Origin of the sequence: Collinsella sp. WCA1-178-WT-3 (M1) (assembly GCF_009696325.1) — a bacterium.
Lineage (GTDB): Bacteria > Actinomycetota > Coriobacteriia > Coriobacteriales > Coriobacteriaceae > Collinsella.
Genome location: NZ_VUME01000016.1, coordinates 1 through 18,707, shown reverse-complemented (window position 1 = coordinate 18,707; position 18,707 = coordinate 1). Strand labels below are relative to the sequence as shown.

Genomic DNA, 18,707 nt, shown 5'->3' with positions numbered 1-18,707 from the left:
ATGAACATCGATATCGTCCTTTTTGCAGGCCGCATCGTACTGGTCGTCCTGCTTTATATCTTCTTGTTCGCCGTCATGAAGACCGGCGTGGGGCTCGTGCGCGGCCAGCGCCGCGACTCTGCCATCTGGACGATCGATGTGGACAAGGGCCCGCGCGGCATTCGCGGTATTCACGTGGATATGCTTGGCCCCGTCATCGTCGGTCGTTCGCCGTCATCTGACATCTGCATCAACGAGCCGTTTGTCTCTGCCTCGCATGCGCGTTTTTCGCTGCAGGGCCCGGCACTTATTATCGAGGACCTCAACTCGCTCAACGGCACCCTTGTTAACGGCCGCCAGCTGGTGGAGCCCGCAACGCTGCGCGAGGGCGACGAAGTCCAGATTGGCGACGTGGTCATGAAGGTGAACCGTCGATGATCGACGAGGAGAACAAGTCCGCAACCATGTCCGAGGCGCTGGCTGCCCCCGCGGCCGTGCCGGCTCATGCCGCCCCGGCGGGCCCTGCGCCCGTGGAGCCCGAGGACACCGTGTTCTCCCTGCCTCTTTCACATGTAACGCAAGACCATCTGATGCCCACCGATGGCCAGGATGAAGATAATTCCACCGATGCCCCCATCGGCGCGCACGCCGTTGCCGATCAACCTTCGGCACCGGAAACTACACCTGCGCCGGCCCACTTTGCCGAGTCTGTCGCCGCGGCAATCGATGAGAGCGCCGCGGTGTTTTTGGCCCCCGAGCCCACGGCACCGGTGTTTCCCGTAGTTCCAGCACCCTCCGCAGCGCCCGAGCCCGCATCTACACCGGCACCCGCGGCGGCATCCTCCCCCGCGGCCGCATCGGTGCCCGAGGCCGTGCAGCCTACGGCCGAAGAGATGCCCGTCGCAGCGACGGAGGACGCCTCTCAGCCCCACAGCACGCCCGCGCCCGCACACTTCGCGGCACCCGAGCCCGCAGCCGTCGCCCCGCAAGACGAAGAGCCTGCCGACCACACAACCGAAGTGCCCGCCACGTCTAAAGTCGACGACCCGAGCAACGAGGCCAACGCCGTCTCGCCCGGCGACACGGCCGAGATTGATGTCGCCGCCGTGGAGGCCAAGCTCAAGGACCCTGGTTCGACCATGAGTTTTGAGCCGCTGGCCGACGAGCGCATCGAGACCGATTCGACCTACGATGCCGGCACCACCACGCAACTCATGTGGGGCGCCCGCTCCGATGTTGGCTGCGTGCGTCCGCACAACGAGGACTCCTACCTGGTACAGTCGCCGCTCTTTTGCGTGTGCGACGGCATGGGTGGTCACGCCGCCGGCGAGGTGGCCTCATCCATCGCGGTCGAGACCATCGCCAAGACGGCGCCACAGGCTGCCGACGCCGCGCGCCTAGCCGCAGCCGTCGAAGCTGCCAACGCCGCCGTCATCGAGGCCGCACTCAACGGCCTGGGCAAGCCCGGTATGGGCTGCACGGCAACCTGCGCCTATATCGAAAACGACATGCTCGCCATCGCCCACGTGGGCGACTCGCGCGCCTACCTGCTCCACGAGGGCACGCTCATCCGCGTGACCCGCGACCACTCCTATGTGGAGGAGCTCGTGGACGCTGGCGAAATTACGGCCGACGAGGCGCGCGTCCATCCCAACCGCTCGGTTATCACGCGTGCGCTGGGTTCGGACCCCGCCATGTATGCCGACCACTTTACCCTGCACATCGAAGAGGGCGACCGCCTGATCCTGTGCTCGGACGGCCTTTCGAGCATGATTCCCGATAGCGAAATCGAAAACATCGCCACGCAATCGTCTACGGCGCAGATTTGCGTCGACAACCTGGTGGACGCCGCGCTCGCTGCCGGCGGCCACGACAACGTGACGGTAGTCGTTGTGGACCTGGTCGACGACGGCGTCATGCGCGAGGCGAAGCGTGTTCGCCGCCGCAACGTCACCATTGCCGCCATCCTGGGCATCGCTTTTGTGCTGGCGGCAGCCATCTGGGCCTACGCGGGCGTCACCGGCTCGTATTACCTGGGCACCTACAAGGACACCGTCGCGGTCTACCGGGGCATTCCCGGCAAGCCGCTCGGCCTTAAGCTGCACTGGCTCGAGAGCACGACCGCCATCAAGCTATCCGACCTACCCGAAGACACGCAGAATCGTCTGAAAGCAGGCATTCCGCAAACGAGTGTCGACGACGCGCAGGACACTATCTCCAAGTACCGTCATCAGATCGATGAGGAACAGACCCGCCAGGTGATCGACGCGCAAACGATTCGCGACAACACCGACCAGGAATCGACTTCCAAATCGAATTCCGAAAAAACCGCCGAACAGTCCGCCGAGGCCGAAGCCTCCGATAAGAATTAGAAAGGGAGTGCCGCTTATGAGTCGCCGCAACACCGAAATGCTCTTGCTCATCGCCTCGGCGTTCCCCGTCATCCTGCTGTATGCGATGTACGTGCTCACCGCAGGCGCTTCCATCTCGTTTGAAACGCTCGCCGTGCCGATCGGTCTCTTTGCCGCCTTCGCCGCGGCGCATATCGCCGTGCGCATCCTGGCGCCCGGTGCCGATCCGGCCATCCTGCCCATCGTCTTTGTGCTTTCGGGTATCGGCATCACGTTCGTAACGCGTCTGGCACCCGCCCTCGCCATCTCGCAGCTCGTCATTCTGTTTGTCTCGGTGGCACTGATGGTGGGCACGCTCGCGATGATCAAGAATCTCGATGTGGTCATGCGCTACAAGTACACCTTTGGCATCATCGGCATCATCTTGCTGATGCTGCCCATCTTTATCGGCACCACCATCTCGGGCTCCAAGCTGTGGATTCGCATCGCCGGCTTCACCATCCAGCCCGGCGAGTTCGCCAAGATTTTTATCGTATTGTTCTTGGCCGGATACCTAGCCGAGAACCGCGAGCTACTCTCCATCTCCAATCGTAAGATCTTGGGCCTCAAGGTCCCGCGCCTGCGCCTGCTGCTACCGCTGTTCGCTGTGTGGGGTGTATGCCTTCTGGTCGTGGTCTTCGAGCGCGACTTGGGCTCCGCCGTGCTGTTCTACACCATCTTCTTGCTGATGCTCTACGTCGCCACGGGACGTTTCTCGTATGTCGTCATCGGCCTTGCGCTTTTGGCAGTGGGTGCCGTGGGCGCCTACAAGTTCCTGTCGCATGTCCAGGTACGTTTCCAGATCTGGGCCGACCCCTTTAAGGATGCCCAGGGCCAGGGCTACCAGATTGTGCAATCCCTTTTCTCGTTGGCTGACGGCGGTCTTATCGGCGTTGGCATCGGTAATGGCATGGCCAATAACATCCCCGTCGTCGAGTCCGACTTCATTTTCTCGGCCATCGGCGAGGAAATGGGCCTTTTGGGCGGCGGCGCCGTACTCGTCCTGTTTATGCTCTTTGCCGTGCGAGGCCTGACCACGGCCGCCCGCGCTAAGTCCGACCTTGCCGCATTTAGCGCCACGGGCCTTACGGCCGCCATTAGCTTCCAGGCCTTCTTGATCGTTGGCGGCGTTACCCGCCTGATTCCGCTGACCGGCGTCACCCTGCCCTTTATGAGTCAGGGCGGCTCCTCGCTGCTGGCGAGCTTTATCATTGTCGCGCTTTTGCTGCGCGCCGGTGACGAGGCAACCGGTCGCGAGGCCGAGCTCACCGGCACCGGTACCATGGCCGCCATCACTGACGACCAGGTCGCTTCTGCCGCGGCGCATGCCGGCACGCGCTTCGCTTCTTCGTCTTCCTACGGCCGTGGCAGCCACTCCACCGGCTCGCGCATGCGTCGTCGCCTGCTCGATACGCCCGAATCTGGCGTGCTCGGCCGCGTGGCGCTCGCTAACCGCCTAACCCGCGCGGTGTTTGCCTTTACGGCCCTGTTCGCCATCCTCATCGGCAACCTCACCTATGTCCAGGTCATCAAGGCCAAGGATTACCAGGATATGCCGACCAACAATCACACCATCGCCCGTTCCAAGTACATCCAGCGCGGCTCCATCATCACGTCCGACGGCGTGACGCTGGCCGAATCGCTGCAACAGGAGGACGGCACCTACGCACGCTCCTACCCTAACGGCAACCTGGCCGCCCATGTGGTTGGCTATGTGAGCCAGCAGTACGGTACCGCCGGCATCGAGAGCGTGATGAACGACACGCTCACCGGTTCCAAGGATTACTCCAGCTGGAACAACGCCATCGCGTCGCTCGCGGGCCAAAACCAGCCGGGCAACACCGCCAAACTCACCATCGACTCCCGCATCCAGACGGCCGCCGAACAGGCTCTCAAGGGCTTTAAGGGCGCCGTTGTGGTCATGGACCCGCGCACTGGCGCGGTGCTCGCATGCGCCAGCTCGCCCACCTACGACAACACCAACATCGACGCCCTGCTGCAATCGGGCGGCGGTGAGGACGGTTCTATGTACGACCGCGCCATGGACGCCCTCTATACTCCGGGCTCCACGTTTAAGGTCGTCACGCTTTCGGCGGCACTCGAAACCGGCACCGCAAGCCTTTCGAGCACTTATCAGGCGCCCGGTTCCATGGATATCGGCAATGCACCAGTCACCAACTACGCCAATGAGAGCTACGGCACGATTAGCCTGCAGCAGGCCTTTGCCGTGTCGTCCAACGTCGTCTTTGGTCAGGTGGCAAACGAGGTCGGTGCCAGCTCGCTCGTACAGTTCGCCAACGCCTTTGGCTATGGCCAAAAGCTCGGTCAGGACCTAACCGCCGCGGCGTCCATCATGGCCGACCCCTCGCTCATGACCGAATGGGAAACCGCCTGGGCCGGCGCCGGCCAGCCCGTCGGCATGGACCACACGCCGGGTCCGCAGACCACCGTCATGCAGAACGCCGTTATCGCGGCGGCCATCGCCAACAGCGGCGTCGTCATGGACCCGTTCTTCGTTGCCCAGGTGCTCGCCCCAGACGGAACCGTGGTCAAGACCACGCAGTCCCGCTCACTGGGCCAGGCCGTCAGCGCCACCACGGCCGAACAGGTCAAACAGGCCATGCTCGACGTCGTTCAATTCGGCACCGGCACCGATGCCCAGATTCCGGGCGTCAAGGTTGCCGGCAAGACCGGCTCTGCCGAGACCGTCGGTACCAACGTCAACTCGATGTTCGTCGGTTTTGCGCCTTACGATTCACCCACGGTCGCCATCTCGGTAGCCTTGGAGGATTACGACAAGCACGACGTCAAGGCGGCAAAGATCGCCGGCATCGTCCTGACCGCGGCGCTTGCCGCCCAGGGAGCGTGATGCCCGTGATTGATGCGCAAGCATGGGGCGTGCCGCGGCCGATAACGCTAGCGGCAATGCGCCACACGGCCCCAGCGGCCTCAAATTTGGTACTACACACATCGTTGAGCGAATAGTCATGTTAGGAGCAGGAATGGAACAGAGGGTCCTCGGGGGAAGATACCTCCTCAAGGATAAGGTAGGGACAGGCGGCATGGCGACCGTCTACCGTGCACAGGACCAGGTCCTCGACCGCACGGTAGCTATCAAAATCATGCTGCCGCAATATGCCGGCGATGCCACCTTTGCCGCACGCTTTAAGCAGGAGGCCCAGGCGGCCGCCGGCCTCTCCTCCCCCTATATCGTCGGCGTCTACGATTGGGGCAAGGACGGCGACACCTATTACATCGTCATGGAATACCTGCGCGGCACCGACCTTAAGAGCGGCATCAAGAGCCACGGCGCCCTTGATCCCAAAAAGGTCGCTCAGATTGGCTCGCAGATCAGCTCCGCACTTTCGGTCGCCCACAAGCACGAGATCATCCACCGCGATATTAAGCCGCAGAACATCATGGTGCTGCCCGACGGCAACATCAAGGTCATGGACTTTGGTATCGCGCGCGCCAAGAACAGCCACCTTACGCAGGACAACAACGTTTTAGGCACCGCCCACTACGTAAGTCCCGAGCAGACCCGCGGGCAGGATCTAGGCCCCACCTCGGACATTTACTCGCTGGGCGTCGTGATGTACGAGTGCGCCACCGGCCGCGTGCCTTTCGACGGCGACGATGCCATCTCGGTCGCACTCAAGCAGGTCAACGAGCTGCCCGTGCCGCCGAGCCAGATCAACTCCGGTGTCGATGCCGATCTTGAGCGCATTATCCTCAAGTGCATGGAAAAAGATCCGGCTAACCGTTTCCAGACGGCCGACGAGCTGCGTCAGGTGCTCAACAGCTACCTGTCTGGTCGCGCCGTCAACGTGCCGGAGCCTACGCGCGTTATCGGCGCCGTTGGCGACCTGGGTGCCACCAAGACCCGAGAGCTATCCGACCAGACGCGCGCCATGGTACGCCCCGTCTCGGGCGTGAGCGGACAAAATAACGCTCGCAGCTCCGTCTCGGGTTCAACCGGCTCTTACGCCACCGAGCAGCCCAAATCCAACAAGAACAAGATCATCGCCGCCGTAGTTGCTGCGGTAGCCGTAATCGGCGTCATCGTGGCCTTTGCCACCGGACTCTTTGGCGGCGAGCAGGTCCCGGTTCCCGATGTGTTGGGTAAGGACCAGCAGACCGCCGTCGAACTGATTAAGGATGCCGGCCTTGACGTCGGAACCATTGACCAGAGCTACAACGACGACGTCGACGAGGGAAAGGTTGTCGAGCAGACTCCTAACGGTCACACCAAGAAGCCCAAGGGCACCAAGGTGAATCTGGTAATCTCCAAGGGTCCCAAGCCCTCCGAGAAGGTTGATGTCCCGCAGCTCGTTGGTCTGACCAAGGACCAGGCAGAGGCGGCGCTGGCAAGCGTCGGCCTTAAGGGCAATGCCACCGAGGAAGCCAACGAGGCCGAAAAGGGCGAAGTCTTTGAACAGGGCACCGATGCGGGCAAGGAAGTCGAGAAGGGCACGACCATTTCGTACAAAGTCTCGAGTGGACCCGACACCACCTCCGTTCCCGATCTGACCGACATGACCGAGGCTCAGGCACGCAACGCCCTCGATATGGCCGGCTTCGGCGTCGATGTGACCTACCAGGAGAACGATTCCGTCACCGAGGGCACCGTCATTAGCTGGAACCCCAGCGGTAAGCAAAAGCCCGGCGCCACGATTACCGTCGTCATCGCCAAGAAGTCCGGCAAGGCAAACGTTCCGGGCAACCTGTACGGCAAGAGTATCTCCTCCGCCGTCACCGCGCTCAACAACGCCGGATTCTACAACATCGCATTCTGCGATCAGAACGGCAACCCCGTGAGTGGTAACGAAAACGCCACCGTGACGGGCGTCTCCCCCACTGGCAAGCAGTCCACCGACAGCACGATCACGCTGACGGTTTCGATTTCTGGCTCTGGCACCGATTCAGGCGACGATTCCGGCACGACCAACTAGTCATCGAGACATTGCCCACAGCGGCTGATGCCGCAAACATATTCGCTCACAGGCGCCCGCTTGCTCCCCCAGCAAGCGGGCGCTTTCTTTATCCGAAGCAGCGAAAACTACAGCATGCCTTTAAACCAGAAGAGCCCGGTACCGCAGCGGTACCGGGCTTGATATTGCTCTGGTGCCCCCGGGCGGATTCGAAAACTCCCCCCGCGGAGAAATCGGTGACGCGGGTGTCGACGGCCCGAATCCGGCCTTTAGACCAGAAGAGCCCGGCACCGTAGCAGTACCGGGCTCGATGTTCCTCTGGTGCCCCCGGGCGGATTCGAACCGTCGACACCCGCTTTAGGAGAGCGGTGCTCTATCCCCTGAGCTACGGAGGCATGTTGTACTAGTGTAGCAGATTTACTGCATCGCCATACGTCGCATGACTAGACTTCGAAGTTGCGGTGGAATAGTTCCTGTCTGAAGCATCTAAAGCCGTATTTAGGAACTATTTCACCGCAACTTATGAGGAGCTAGTTGCCTTTGTGGAAGAGGTTTTTGATAACGGAGGGGATGCTCTTGGCGCCCTTGGCCGTCACATCGATAAAGTCGGGCGAACGCACGAGTTTATCCTCGTCGACGTACCTACGAACCGCACGAAGCGTCTCTTTGTCGTCGCGCGTCGAAAACGTAAAGTGGCCGTTATCCTTGGTAAAGATAGCAAAACGCGTGATCTTCTTAGTGCCGCGCAAAACCTCGGCGGCAATATAGTCGACCTCGTCCCACGGAATTTGAATAAAATCCTCGGGATTGCGCTCGTTGTAATACTCGAACGCCTTATTGCCCACCATCACGTTACCGTGGCTGGTAAGCCCCATCAGGCAGGTTGCCGGTGTTGCCAGATCGACCGTGCTGTTCTGAGATTGCGCCATGCGCGCCTCGCCCTCCAAATAAAACAATCGGACCGCATCCAGTGTACCCACCGGGTGCGGTCCGTTTCAATGGCTCAAAAGCCCTTGCCTAGCAACTCTCGGTCGTAAGCCGAAGCGCGCTTACATGAAGCCGCAAACGCGACCGATGATACCGACGGCGAAGAGAGCCAGGATGATGACAATCGGGCTGACCTTCTTCTTGAGCAGCTTGCAGACGAACAGCGTCAGGCACACGGCAGCAAGGCCGGGGATGAGCTGATCGAGGTTAGCCTGAAGCGTGGTGACCTTCACCTGATCAAGGGCGGTAGCACCGACGGAGTTGTACATCGTCAGCGCTTCCTTGATGCCCTCGGCACCGGAAGGTAGGTTAGCCCAGTCAATGAAGGCGCCGGCAGACTGCGTGACCTTGGAGACGACCGGGGTGAAGGAGATGGACACCCAGCGCTCGACCAGGGCGCCGATGATGAACATACCCAGGATGGAAGCACCCTCGGTGACCTTGCCCATCAGACCGCCGGAGAGGTCCTTGGCGATGGAGGAGCCGACCTTATAGCCAAACTCCTGCGTGTACCACAGGAAGGCGTAACGGATGATATTCCACGCGAAGAAGAACAGCAGCGGACCGGCGATGCTGCCGGACAGGGCCAGGGAAGCGCCCAGAGCGCCCAGGATCGGGCGAAGGGTGAACCAGAAGGCGGGGTCGCCGACGCCGGCGAGCGGGCCCATCATACCGACCTTGACGCCCTGAATGGCGACGTCATCGATCGGTGCACCGTTGGCGCGCTCCTCCTCGAGAGCGAGGGTAACGCCAATGACGGGGGCGGAAACATAGGGATGGGTGTTATAGAACTCCAGGTGGCGCTTAAGCGCGGAAATCTGGTCGTCCTTGCTGGTGTAGAGCTTCTTGATCGCAGGGATCATTGCGAAGCACCAGCCGCCATTCTGCATACGCTCGTAGTTCCACGAGCCCTGAAGGAACTGATGACGGAAGCAAACCTTCTTGCGGTCAGCCTTGGTGAGCTGAATCTTGTTCTCTGCCATATGTATCACTCCCCTCCTACTCGTAATCGTTCAGAATGTCGCCGAGCGGGTCACCGGAGCCACCGCCCATGCCGCCACCCTGCTTGGCCAGATCCTTGAGGCCAAGGTAGATGAGGGCAAGGGAGATGCCGATGAGGCCAAGAGCGATCAGCGTGAGCTGAGGGATGGCAGCAAGGACAAAGCCGAGGATGAAGAACGGCCAGGTCTCCTTGGTGGCCATCATATTGATGACCATGGCGTAACCGACGGAAGCGACCATGCCGCCGCCGACAGCCATGCCGCCGGACAGCCAGTCGGGCATAGCGTTAAGCGCGTTGGTAACTGCCTCGGCCGGGATGATGCACAGAAGTACTGCCGGGATGGCGATACGAAGGCCCTGCATGAGGATGGCGGCGTACTGCCAGCGCTCGATGCCGGAGAAGTCGCCCTTCTCGGCGCAACCGTCCATGGCGTGAGCGATAGCGGTAGCCAGGGTACGGCAGATCATGGTCAGGAACAGACCAGCGACCGACAGCGGGACTGCGACGGCGATGGCGGCGGTAACGGCCTTGGCCGAATCGGTGGCGCCACCGTTGAGGGCGAGCACCATGATAATCGAAGAAGCGACCGAGGCCAGAGCGGCGTCAGGCGCGACGGCAGCGCCGACGTTAGCCCAGCCAAGGGCCATCATCTGGAGCGAACCGCCCAGGAGGATGCCCTCCTGAAGGTGACCGGTTACGAGACCGATAAGCGTGCATGCCACGAGCGGCTGATGGAACTGGAACTCATCCAGAATGCCTTCCATACCGGCAAGCAACGCGACAATCGCAACAAGCAGAATAGTGATTGCAGACATGTATCGGACCCTCCTTTACTATGCTTGAGCGGCCAGTTCGGCCTTAGCTTTCTTCAACATGGCGTCGAGATCCTCGGAGGAATCCGAAGGAACCTTGCGGACCTCGAACTTGACGCCCTTGGCCTTGAGGGCCTCGAGAGTCTTGACGTCGTCATCGCCCATAGCGACGGCGTTGGTGACGACGACCTTGCCCTTGGAGTGAGCCATGGAACCGATGTTGACTTCCTTGATGTCGACGCCGGCCTCGATAGCCTTGAGCAGATCCTGCGGGTTCTCAAAGAGCAGCATGGCCTTGGTGTCACCAAAGCGCGTGTCCTTGACAACCTCGGCCATCTTCTTGATGGGCACGACGTTGGCATGGACTCCCGGAGGGGCAGCCTGCTCGATCATGGTCTTGCGGAGCTCGTCGTGAGCAACGCCGTCGGAAACCACGATGATGCGGTTGGGGTTGATCTGCTTGGTCCACGTGGTGGCCACCTGACCATGCAGCAGACGGGTGTCGATACGGACGTGGGCGATCTTGATGTGCCCATCGCCGATGACCGTTCCCGGAGGGATGGCGCCTGCAGGAGCAGCGGCGGCCGTGGCCGGCTTCTTCTCCTCGGGCTCCAGAGACTCGGGCTTGACGCGCACGCCAGCCTTAGCCTCAGTCACGAGATGTTTTGCGATCGCATGTGCAGTGTTCTTTGCGTCAAAGCGCTGCGAATATGCCTCGATGAGCATAGGCAGGTTGACACCGGTGACGATAGCCCAGGAATCGTGGCCCTCGATGAGACCGCTGATCTGGTTGAACGGCGTGCCGCCCCACAGATCAACGAGGAAGAGCACCTGCTCCTGGTCCTCGAAGGAAGCGATTGCTTCCTCGACCTTGGCACGGAAGTCGTCGGGGCCCATGCTCGGCTCGAGCGAGACCACGGCCACAGACGGCTGATCGCCAAAGACCATCGAGCCCGTCTGCTTGATTCCGGCTGCCAAGTCCCCGTGGCTAGCAAGAACAATACTTACCATCACATAACCTCCTCTTTGTCTACGTATTTCCTACACGACATGAAAGGAGTATACCTGTTCGTCCTGTAAAATTATAGAGAAAAATGCGAATGATTGGATAATTTGTTTAAACGTCTAGGTCTGTTACAAGTTGATTACGTTACTGCTTTTTGACGGATTACACGCCAAGGCGTCACTTATCAAGCCATTCATTTTACAGATACAAGCAGGCTGGTCATTAATATCGATTTTAGGCAAGCGCGAATGCGCTTGTGCTGCCGCCATTTTGTTTAAACAGACATGACTTGACTAACCGAAGCAAATATCTTTAGAACTCTAGCCCATGTAGCCATTGGATGTTAGGCGATGTGGAGAGGGTTAGCGGCGTCGACGGCGTCGGAGGGGTCATCGGGAACAGTGTCTGCCGGGTCCTCGTCGGGGGTCTCGATCTGCTTGATCATGACCTCCTGGCCCTGCAGCAGGTATGTCTCGCCGCTACCGCAATGGGGGCAGATCTTGCCGTGCTCGACCGTCGCATAGTTACGGCCGCACGCCTCGCAATGCGTCACGGCCTCGACAGGCTCCACGATAAGCTCCGTGCCCTCGGTGATAGGCTTTTTATCTGCCGCCCAGCGCCAAGCGTCGAGCAGCAAGTCGGGAACGACGCCCGAGACCTCGCCCAGCAGCAGCGTGACGCTCGAAACGCGACTCACGCCATTGGCGCGCGCCACGTTCTCGACATCGCGAATGATGTGGTAAACGATTCCCAATTCATGCAAGGCGAAAACCCTTCTGCAGCGGTTGATACGATGTCAATCCATATATCAGCGAGCGGCGATCCAGGTACCCCAGGTTGCCCCGAAACAAGGCGTCCGCTGGGCTTTCGCCCGCGGTGCCGCAGTTGAGGGGCAAGATGGGGTATCTGGGCGCCGCGCAGCGTCGGCAGTGCCGCCGTTCGTTAGAACGGCGGAACCTCATTACTTCTTCCCGAATTTGATCTTGATGGCACGCTTGAGCGCGTACTTGCCCAAGCTGGGGAGCTTTTGCTCGTATTTGACCATCGTGGAGCACTCGGGGCGGTCGCGATTCAGGTGGATGGCGTCGAACGCGCACTTGGTGGTGCACAGACCGCAGCCGATGCACTTGTTGGGGTCGACGATCGAGGCGCCGCAACCCAGACAACGGGCGGTCTCGGCGCGCACCTGCTCTTCGGTAAAGGTCTCGACGTACTCGCTAAACGGCGCGGCCTTCTCGCGCTCGCGGTCCACGTGGGCAACCTCGCGGCTCGCGTTGTCATAGCTCTCAATCACGACATCGTCCCGATCGAGCGCGATGTAGCGGCGCTGGTTGCGGCCGATGGTGAGCGTGGAGCCCGGTTGCACAAAGCGGTGGATGGACACGGCGGCCTCGTGACCGGCAGCGATGGCGTTGATGGCAAAGCTCGGACCGGTGTAGACGTCGCCGCCCACAAAGATGTCGGGCTCGGCGGTCTGGTAGGTCTGAGGATCGGCAAGGGCACCCTGGCCACGGCCAAGCTCCACCTTGGAGCCAGCCAGCAGGTCGCCCCACACGATGGACTGACCGATCGACATGACCACACGGTCGGCGTCGACACGACGCAGGTCGTTCTCGTCGTACTCGGGCGCAAAACGGCCCTCGTCGTCAAAGACGCGCGTGCAGCGCTTAAAGGTAATGCCACATACGCGACCGGCCTCGTCCAGATGGACCTCCTTGGGGCCCCAGCCGCAGCTGATGTGGGCGCCGTCCTCAACGGCCTCGCGACGCTCCTCCTCGCTGGCGGGCATCTGGGCCTCGCTCTCCAGGCAGAACATCTCAACGTGCTCGGAACCCAGGCGGCAGGCGTTGCGCGCGACGTCGATAGCCACATTGCCGCCGCCCACCACGATGGTGCGGCCGGGCAGCGCGTCGATCTTGCCACTGTTGACCTTGCGCAAAAAGTCGACGGCCACGGTCACGTCCTCGGCATCCTCGCCCGGAATACCGGCGAGGCGGCCGCCCTGGCAGCCAATGGCAACATAAAAGGCCTTAAAGCCCTGCTCGCGCAGCTCGTCGAGCGTCACATCGCGACCGACCTCCACGCCATAGCGGAACTCGGCGCCCATCAGGCGAATGACCTCGACCTCGGCCTCGATAACATCCTTCTGCAGCTTAAAGCTGGGAATGCCATAGGTGAGCATGCCGCCCGGACGCTCATTCTTCTCGAACACGACGGGCTTGTAGCCCTTCTCGGCCAGGTAGAAAGCGCAGGACAGGCCGGCCGGACCGGCACCGATGATGGCGATCTTCTGGTCGAAGCCGCCGGCGCGCGTCGGGGTCACCACAGGTGGGACATAGCGGGTCGCGGCATCCAGATCGCGCTGGGCGATAAACTTCTTGACCTCGTCGATGGCCACGGCCTCGTCCACGCGACCGCGAGTGCAGGCATCCTCGCAGCGGCGATTGCACACACGGCCGCAGATAGCGGGCAGCGGGTTCTCGCGCTTGATGAGCGCTAGCGCCTCGTCATAGCGGCCCTGCGCCGCGAGCTTCAGATAGCCCTGAACGGCAATGTGCGCGGGGCAGGCCGTCTTGCAGGGCGCGGTGCCGGAATCGTGTGTCTCGATGCGGTTGTCGTTGCGGTAGTTGGGCGACCACTTGGTGTGGTCCCACTTGGTGGCATCGGGCAGCTCCTGGCGCGGATACTCGGGCACCTGTCCGCCGGCCTTTTTGCTGCAGAGCTTCTGGCCGAGCTTGACGGCACCGGCCGGGCACACCTCAACGCAGCGACCGCAGGCCACGCACTTGTCCTTCTCGACTTTGGCGACATAGGCCGAGCGCGACAGGTTAGGCGTGTTGAACAGCTGCGAGGTGCGCAGGGCGTAGCACACGTTGACGTTGCAGTTGCAGATGGCGAAGATCTTGTTCTCGCCGTCGATATTGGTGATCTGGTGCACAAAGCCGTTGTCCTCGGCCTGGCGCAAGATGTCATAGACCTCCTCACGCGTCACATAATGGCCGCGGTCGGTCTCAACCACATAGTCGGCCATATCGCCCACGGCAATGCACCAGTCGGCGGGGTCGTCGGCGCAGCCCTCGCCCATCACACGACGGCTCGCGCGGCAGCTGCAGGTGCTGGCGGCATATTTGCCCTCGTATTTGTCGAGCCAATGCTCGATATGCTCGATCGGCACCGAGGTGCTCGAAGCATCGATAGCCTTCTCGACCGGAATGACGTGCATGCCGATGCCGGCGCCTCCGGGCGGCACCATCGGCGTGGCTTTGGACAGCGGCCCCTTGGACGCCTGCTCAAAGAACTTGGCATAGACCGGATGCTCCTCGAGCTGGTTCACGCGCATGTTGAGGAACTCGGCGGAACCCGGTACCAGCATGGGCAGCACCCACTGCTTGGCGCGCTCGGGATTTTCCCAGTTGTACTCGAGCAGGCCCGTGTAGCTCATGTCGTCGAGCATCTTCTCGATCTGGGCCTCGGGCATGCCGGTGAGCTTGACCATCTCGGGCAGCGTATAGGGACGGCGCATCTTCATCTTGCAGAGCACTTCGGCCTGCTCGTCGGTTGCGGCCTCGGCAAACGACCAGTACTCGTAGCCCAGCAGCTCGTCGCGATGCAGCAGACGGTTGGTGCAATGCTCGCACAGCTTGACAATGGCCTCGCGCGGATGCTCCGGCAGCGGCGGCACGAACTCCGAACCGATGTCGGGCTCGGTGTAGCTAATTCCCGGTCCGTTGAGAATCATGGTTGTCCCTTCTCTTGCCGCAGCCCGACGAGGCCGCAGCACCCCTCTTTTTTGCAGGCCGGGCATGCCCCCATGCCGTTCACCCGCCATTGTTGACATTATGTCAAAAATAGTATTGACGAACCGTCAACAATATTCAAGACTATTAGGCGAACGGTCGGGCCCAAACGGATGAAAGGCGGCAAGCGCATGAGCGATAACGCAGCGAGCACCCCTGTGGCCGACGCCGTCCCCACGCCCGACAGCGCGGCAAAGCGCCTGACAGGTGACGAGCGCCGTCGCGAGATTCTCGCCGCCGTGCGCGCCGTGAGCTCCGAGCTGGGCGTGTCCCATCTATCCGTCTCGGCCGTGACCAAGCGAGCCGGCTGCACGCGCTCGCTGTTCTACCACTACTTCGTCGACATGGACGCCGCCGTCACCGCCGTCATGGACGAGGCAATCGACGGTTTTATCTCCGAGCTCGAGCAGTGGAATGCCAGCCGCACCGTCGGTGATATCGAGGGCGCACTCGACACCGTCGCCCCGCTCTTTAAGCGCCTGGTTGTGAGCGGCCACGAGCTGCCGAGCACGCTCACCTCGAGCAGCGGCGCGCTCTACGGCGGCTTTCTGCACAACGTGGTCCAGCGCGTGGCACAATACATCTGCGACACCACCGTGGTGGACTTTGTCGCCCATCATGACCTGCGCATCGACCATGTCTACGAGACGTTTTACACCCTCATCATGGGGCTGTTGATGTACATCCGCACGCACCCCGATGTGCCCGACGAGACGGTTAAGGAGATTATCGCCTCGACACTCCACATCGAGGGCTACACCGCCAAGTATTCCGAGCGCAAGCCCAGGAACTGATGACATTTGGCCAAACTGCCCGCGACGGAAGAGGGGCCGCGGGCGTATGAAAGGAGAGCAGCATGCTGTTCGATGTTTGGGGTAGCGATACCCTTATCCACTGGGCCGGCTGGGCGATGGTCTTTATCGGCTTGATCGTACTCAACGAGGTCGGCCGCCGTACCAAGCTCGGCGCGGCCATCATCTTTGGCGTGGCTCCGCTGGCCATGACCATCTACTGCATCGCCATCGCCGTCGGCGTTTCGCAGGGTGCCGAGTGGGCGCTCACCAACCCCACCCATGTATACCAGAACAGCTGGTTCCATTACGCCAAGGTATACGCGGCGCTGGCCGGCTGCTGGGGCTTCATTGCCATTAAGTACCAGTGGGGCAAGATCGGCAAGGCGCATTGGTTCCGCGCATGGCCGTTTGTGATCGTCGCCATCAACATCTTGATCGCCGTCGTGTCCGACTTTGAGAGCGCCTATCACTTCTTTGTCCTGGGCGAGTCCACCTGGGTCACCTCCGAAGGTGCTACGCAGCTGGCCGGCTGGAACAACGTGTTCAACGGCATCGCCGGTATCATCAACATCTTCTGCATGACCGGTTGGTGGAGCGTCTACGCCTCCGAGGACAAGACCGACATGCTGTGGCCCGACATGACCTGGGTCTACATCATCGCCTACGACATCTGGAACTTCTGCTACACCTACAACTGCCTGCCCACCCACTCCTGGTTCTGCGGCTTTGCGCTGCTGCTGGCGCCCACCGTCGCCGCCTTTATCTGGAACAAGGGCGGCTGGATCCAGAACCGCGCCTTTACGCTGGCCATTTGGTGCATGTTTGCCCAGGTGTTCCCCTACTTCCAGGAGGAGTCCATCTTTGTGACGCACTCCACGCTCGACCCCGGCGCCGCCACCGCGGTCTCGATCGTCGCACTGGTCGCCAACATCGCCGCGATCATCTACGTCGCCTACCGCGCCAAGAAGCTCGGCCGCAATCCCTACAAGCAGGATGTCTTTGAGGGCACCAGCGATTGGGAGAAGGCCACTGCCCGTCGCGCCAAGGTTGATTACGCGCACGCCGAGTAACGCGCCTGACGCAAACATCGCTTGATCACGAGGCGGCATAGCCGGCTCCGCGCAACTCAACGCACTGCAGAGCCCCCGGAATGTGATTCGTTCGCGTTCCGGGGGCCTTTTGCTGCCGCGAGGATGCGGCTGAACGATACGCTCGGGTTAAATCGGATCTTATATTTCGCATGCGCTTTATATGGCTCCATTTTTGGGTACAGTGTTGAGCCGATATTGCATTGGGGGATATATGAGCGATGAGACACGTGGCCGCGAGGATGCGGCCCAGGATGCGGAAGCATGTGCCGAGGCCCTGGAGAGCCTTGACCGGATTGCGCTAGACGAGCTCTCGTTGAGCGACTTGGCCGTCGACGCGCAAGACGAGGTGCGCGAAGGCACTGAGGACGAAGGCAGCGACGCCAAAGACGCTTCTGACGAGGCCGAAGCCGAAGAGGACGATAGCAAGGATGACGTCCAGTCGGAATCCGCCTCGGGAGAAGAGACCGCCCTGCTTGGCAGCTTGCCGACCGACGAATCGCTCACCCGCGAGCTTCCTGGCCTGGGTTCTGCGCCGGCCGTCGACGAGACCATCGCCATGGGCGATATTCCCCTGCCGTCCGTTCCCTCGGCACGCGAAGCCAAGGCTCGCCATCACAATATGTCGCCCAAGCGACGCAATTTGATGGTTGCCGGCGTCGTTGCCGCCGCGCTCGTTGCCGGCGGCGCGGGCTATGCCGCTTGGAACGGATACCAACAAGAACAGGCCGCCGTCGCTGCCGTCAACGCCCACACCATGATGTCGGTGCAGATTGGCGTCCATGCCGCAGGGCTCGACTGTTCCACCGGATCCAAGATTCCCGTGCAGGTGAGCGGGCAAGACTCTGACGGCTCCTCCGTGAGCGAAACGCTCTACGTTGACGAGCACGGTCGCGGTATTAAGCTGCTGCCTGGCGACTATACGCTCTCCATCGCTGGGTCCCCCATCGCAGCCGACGGTACCATTTACACCGTGCCAACCACCAAGGCGCAGGTTAGCGTAAAGAGCGACGGGCAGGACCTGAGCGCTCAGGCATCCTTTAAGCTTAAGGTACCTTCGGCAGACACGGTGACCGACGACCAGATCGATGCCGCGGCCAAGTACGCCGAGGAGGGCGGCACGAGCTCTGCCGCGGTCGCAAAGGTGCTCCAGCAGGCGGCAACCGCGCGCCGTGACGCCGCCGTCAATGCCATGAGTTCCCGCGAGGCGCAGGCGGCCCGCGACGCCGATGCTCGGCATAAGGCAACGAACCTGTATCAGCTCGATATTCCCGTTGAGTGGTACGGCAAAGTCGCGACTTGGCAAAACGGCAATACGCTGTGCATCTATCTTGCCAGCGACAGCAATACGCCGATCGTGACGCTTGTCGCAGCGCGCGACGGCGAGAGCTTTACGCCCGATAAGGGCGATACGGTTTTGGGTGCGGCAAGCCTTGGCAACGGCTACACGGTCTACGCCAGCGGCCCCGTCTATCCGTATGTGGTGCCCCAGACCATCAACGGGCGCACGCAAGACCCCGTGTCGACCTACCCCATGGACACGGCCATCGATCTTGTCGAGCTTACAACCGGCAACCGCTATACCTATAGCCAGATCAAGAACGTACTGGTCGGCAAAGACGGCAAGGCCGACGCTGCCACCAAACTCGAGACCGACTACCTCGCCCAGATTCTGATGCCAAGCATCAAGGCCCAGGACTAGCCGGCCGCAGCGAGGGTAGCTAATTTGGGACGGGGCTTTTTTAGCTGCCCCGACCGTTAATCGACTAAACCGGCACATTACCAGCCGGGGCAGCTAAAAAAGCCCCATTACAGTTTGAGTCGTCCGAAAGGGCGGCTCTTTTCCGTTGCACGGCTATACGATTGAGCCGTACCGGTGGTCGCTGGCCGACCGCCCCGGACGGCCGTCAGCCCCTGCCC

At 61.4% G+C, this 18,707-nt stretch carries 13 protein-coding genes and 1 tRNA gene; 7 read left to right on the top strand and 7 right to left on the bottom strand.

What is annotated here, in order from left to right:
- From FYJ40_RS08265 to pknB, 4 genes are all read left to right on the top strand, one after another.
- On the top strand, positions 1 to 417 hold the full coding sequence (locus tag FYJ40_RS08265) for an FHA domain-containing protein (protein WP_055250779.1): 417 nt from the start codon (positions 1 to 3) through the stop codon (positions 415 to 417).
- Entirely contained in the window at positions 414 to 2,351 is a 1,938-nt protein-coding gene (locus tag FYJ40_RS08260; RefSeq protein WP_154518441.1) for a Stp1/IreP family PP2C-type Ser/Thr phosphatase, read from the top strand. The genes FYJ40_RS08265 and FYJ40_RS08260 overlap by 4 nt, the downstream gene beginning before the upstream one ends.
- 16 nt (positions 2,352 to 2,367) lie before the next feature.
- The gene (locus tag FYJ40_RS08255) at positions 2,368 to 5,238 is read left to right on the top strand and encodes an FtsW/RodA/SpoVE family cell cycle protein (RefSeq protein ID WP_154518438.1); all 2,871 of its coding nucleotides are present in this window, start codon (positions 2,368 to 2,370) and stop codon (positions 5,236 to 5,238) included.
- 133 nt (positions 5,239 to 5,371) lie between these two features.
- A complete protein-coding gene (gene pknB, locus FYJ40_RS08250) occupies positions 5,372 to 7,321 on the top strand; it encodes a Stk1 family PASTA domain-containing Ser/Thr kinase (RefSeq protein ID WP_154518435.1) in 1,950 nt (649 codons plus the stop codon).
- A gap of 298 nt (positions 7,322 to 7,619) precedes the next feature.
- Here the strand turns inward: pknB and FYJ40_RS08245 are convergent.
- From FYJ40_RS08245 to FYJ40_RS08215, 7 genes are all read right to left on the bottom strand, one after another.
- Positions 7,620 to 7,695, bottom strand: a tRNA-Arg gene (locus FYJ40_RS08245).
- Positions 7,696 to 7,830: 135 nt separating this feature from the next.
- A complete protein-coding gene (locus FYJ40_RS08240) occupies positions 7,831 to 8,229 on the bottom strand; it encodes a DUF956 family protein (RefSeq protein ID WP_154518432.1) in 399 nt (132 codons plus the stop codon).
- Positions 8,230 to 8,349: 120 nt separating this feature from the next.
- Positions 8,350 to 9,270 (bottom strand): PTS system mannose/fructose/sorbose family transporter subunit IID, encoded by a 921-nt coding sequence (locus FYJ40_RS08235; protein WP_154518429.1) that lies wholly within the window; start codon positions 9,268 to 9,270, stop codon positions 8,350 to 8,352.
- A 16-nt stretch (positions 9,271 to 9,286) separates the two neighbouring features.
- Positions 9,287 to 10,105: a PTS mannose/fructose/sorbose transporter subunit IIC gene (locus FYJ40_RS08230; protein ID WP_055285302.1), complete on the bottom strand. Its 819-nt coding sequence runs from the start codon at positions 10,103 to 10,105 to the stop codon at positions 9,287 to 9,289.
- Between the two features lie 18 nt (positions 10,106 to 10,123).
- Positions 10,124 to 11,113: a PTS sugar transporter subunit IIB gene (locus FYJ40_RS08225; RefSeq protein WP_154518426.1), complete on the bottom strand. Its 990-nt coding sequence runs from the start codon at positions 11,111 to 11,113 to the stop codon at positions 10,124 to 10,126.
- Positions 11,114 to 11,451: 338 nt separating this feature from the next.
- Positions 11,452 to 11,871, bottom strand: coding sequence for a hydrogenase maturation nickel metallochaperone HypA (locus FYJ40_RS08220; RefSeq protein WP_154518423.1), 420 nt, complete (start codon positions 11,869 to 11,871; stop codon positions 11,452 to 11,454).
- Positions 11,872 to 12,069: 198 nt separating this feature from the next.
- A complete protein-coding gene (locus FYJ40_RS08215) occupies positions 12,070 to 14,847 on the bottom strand; it encodes an FAD-dependent oxidoreductase (protein WP_195838623.1) in 2,778 nt (925 codons plus the stop codon).
- Positions 14,848 to 15,036: 189 nt separating this feature from the next.
- On the opposite strand from FYJ40_RS08215, the gene FYJ40_RS08210 reads away from it, so the two are divergent.
- From FYJ40_RS08210 to FYJ40_RS08200, 3 genes are all read left to right on the top strand, one after another.
- Entirely contained in the window at positions 15,037 to 15,699 is a 663-nt protein-coding gene (locus FYJ40_RS08210; RefSeq protein ID WP_154518420.1) for a TetR/AcrR family transcriptional regulator, read from the top strand.
- A gap of 62 nt (positions 15,700 to 15,761) precedes the next feature.
- Positions 15,762 to 16,769, top strand: a complete 1,008-nt coding sequence (locus FYJ40_RS08205; RefSeq protein WP_154518417.1) for a DUF5692 family protein — start codon at positions 15,762 to 15,764, stop codon at positions 16,767 to 16,769.
- A gap of 232 nt (positions 16,770 to 17,001) precedes the next feature.
- Positions 17,002 to 18,489 (top strand): hypothetical protein, encoded by a 1,488-nt coding sequence (locus FYJ40_RS08200; RefSeq protein WP_154518414.1) that lies wholly within the window; start codon positions 17,002 to 17,004, stop codon positions 18,487 to 18,489.
- Positions 18,490 to 18,707 lie beyond the last annotated feature (218 nt).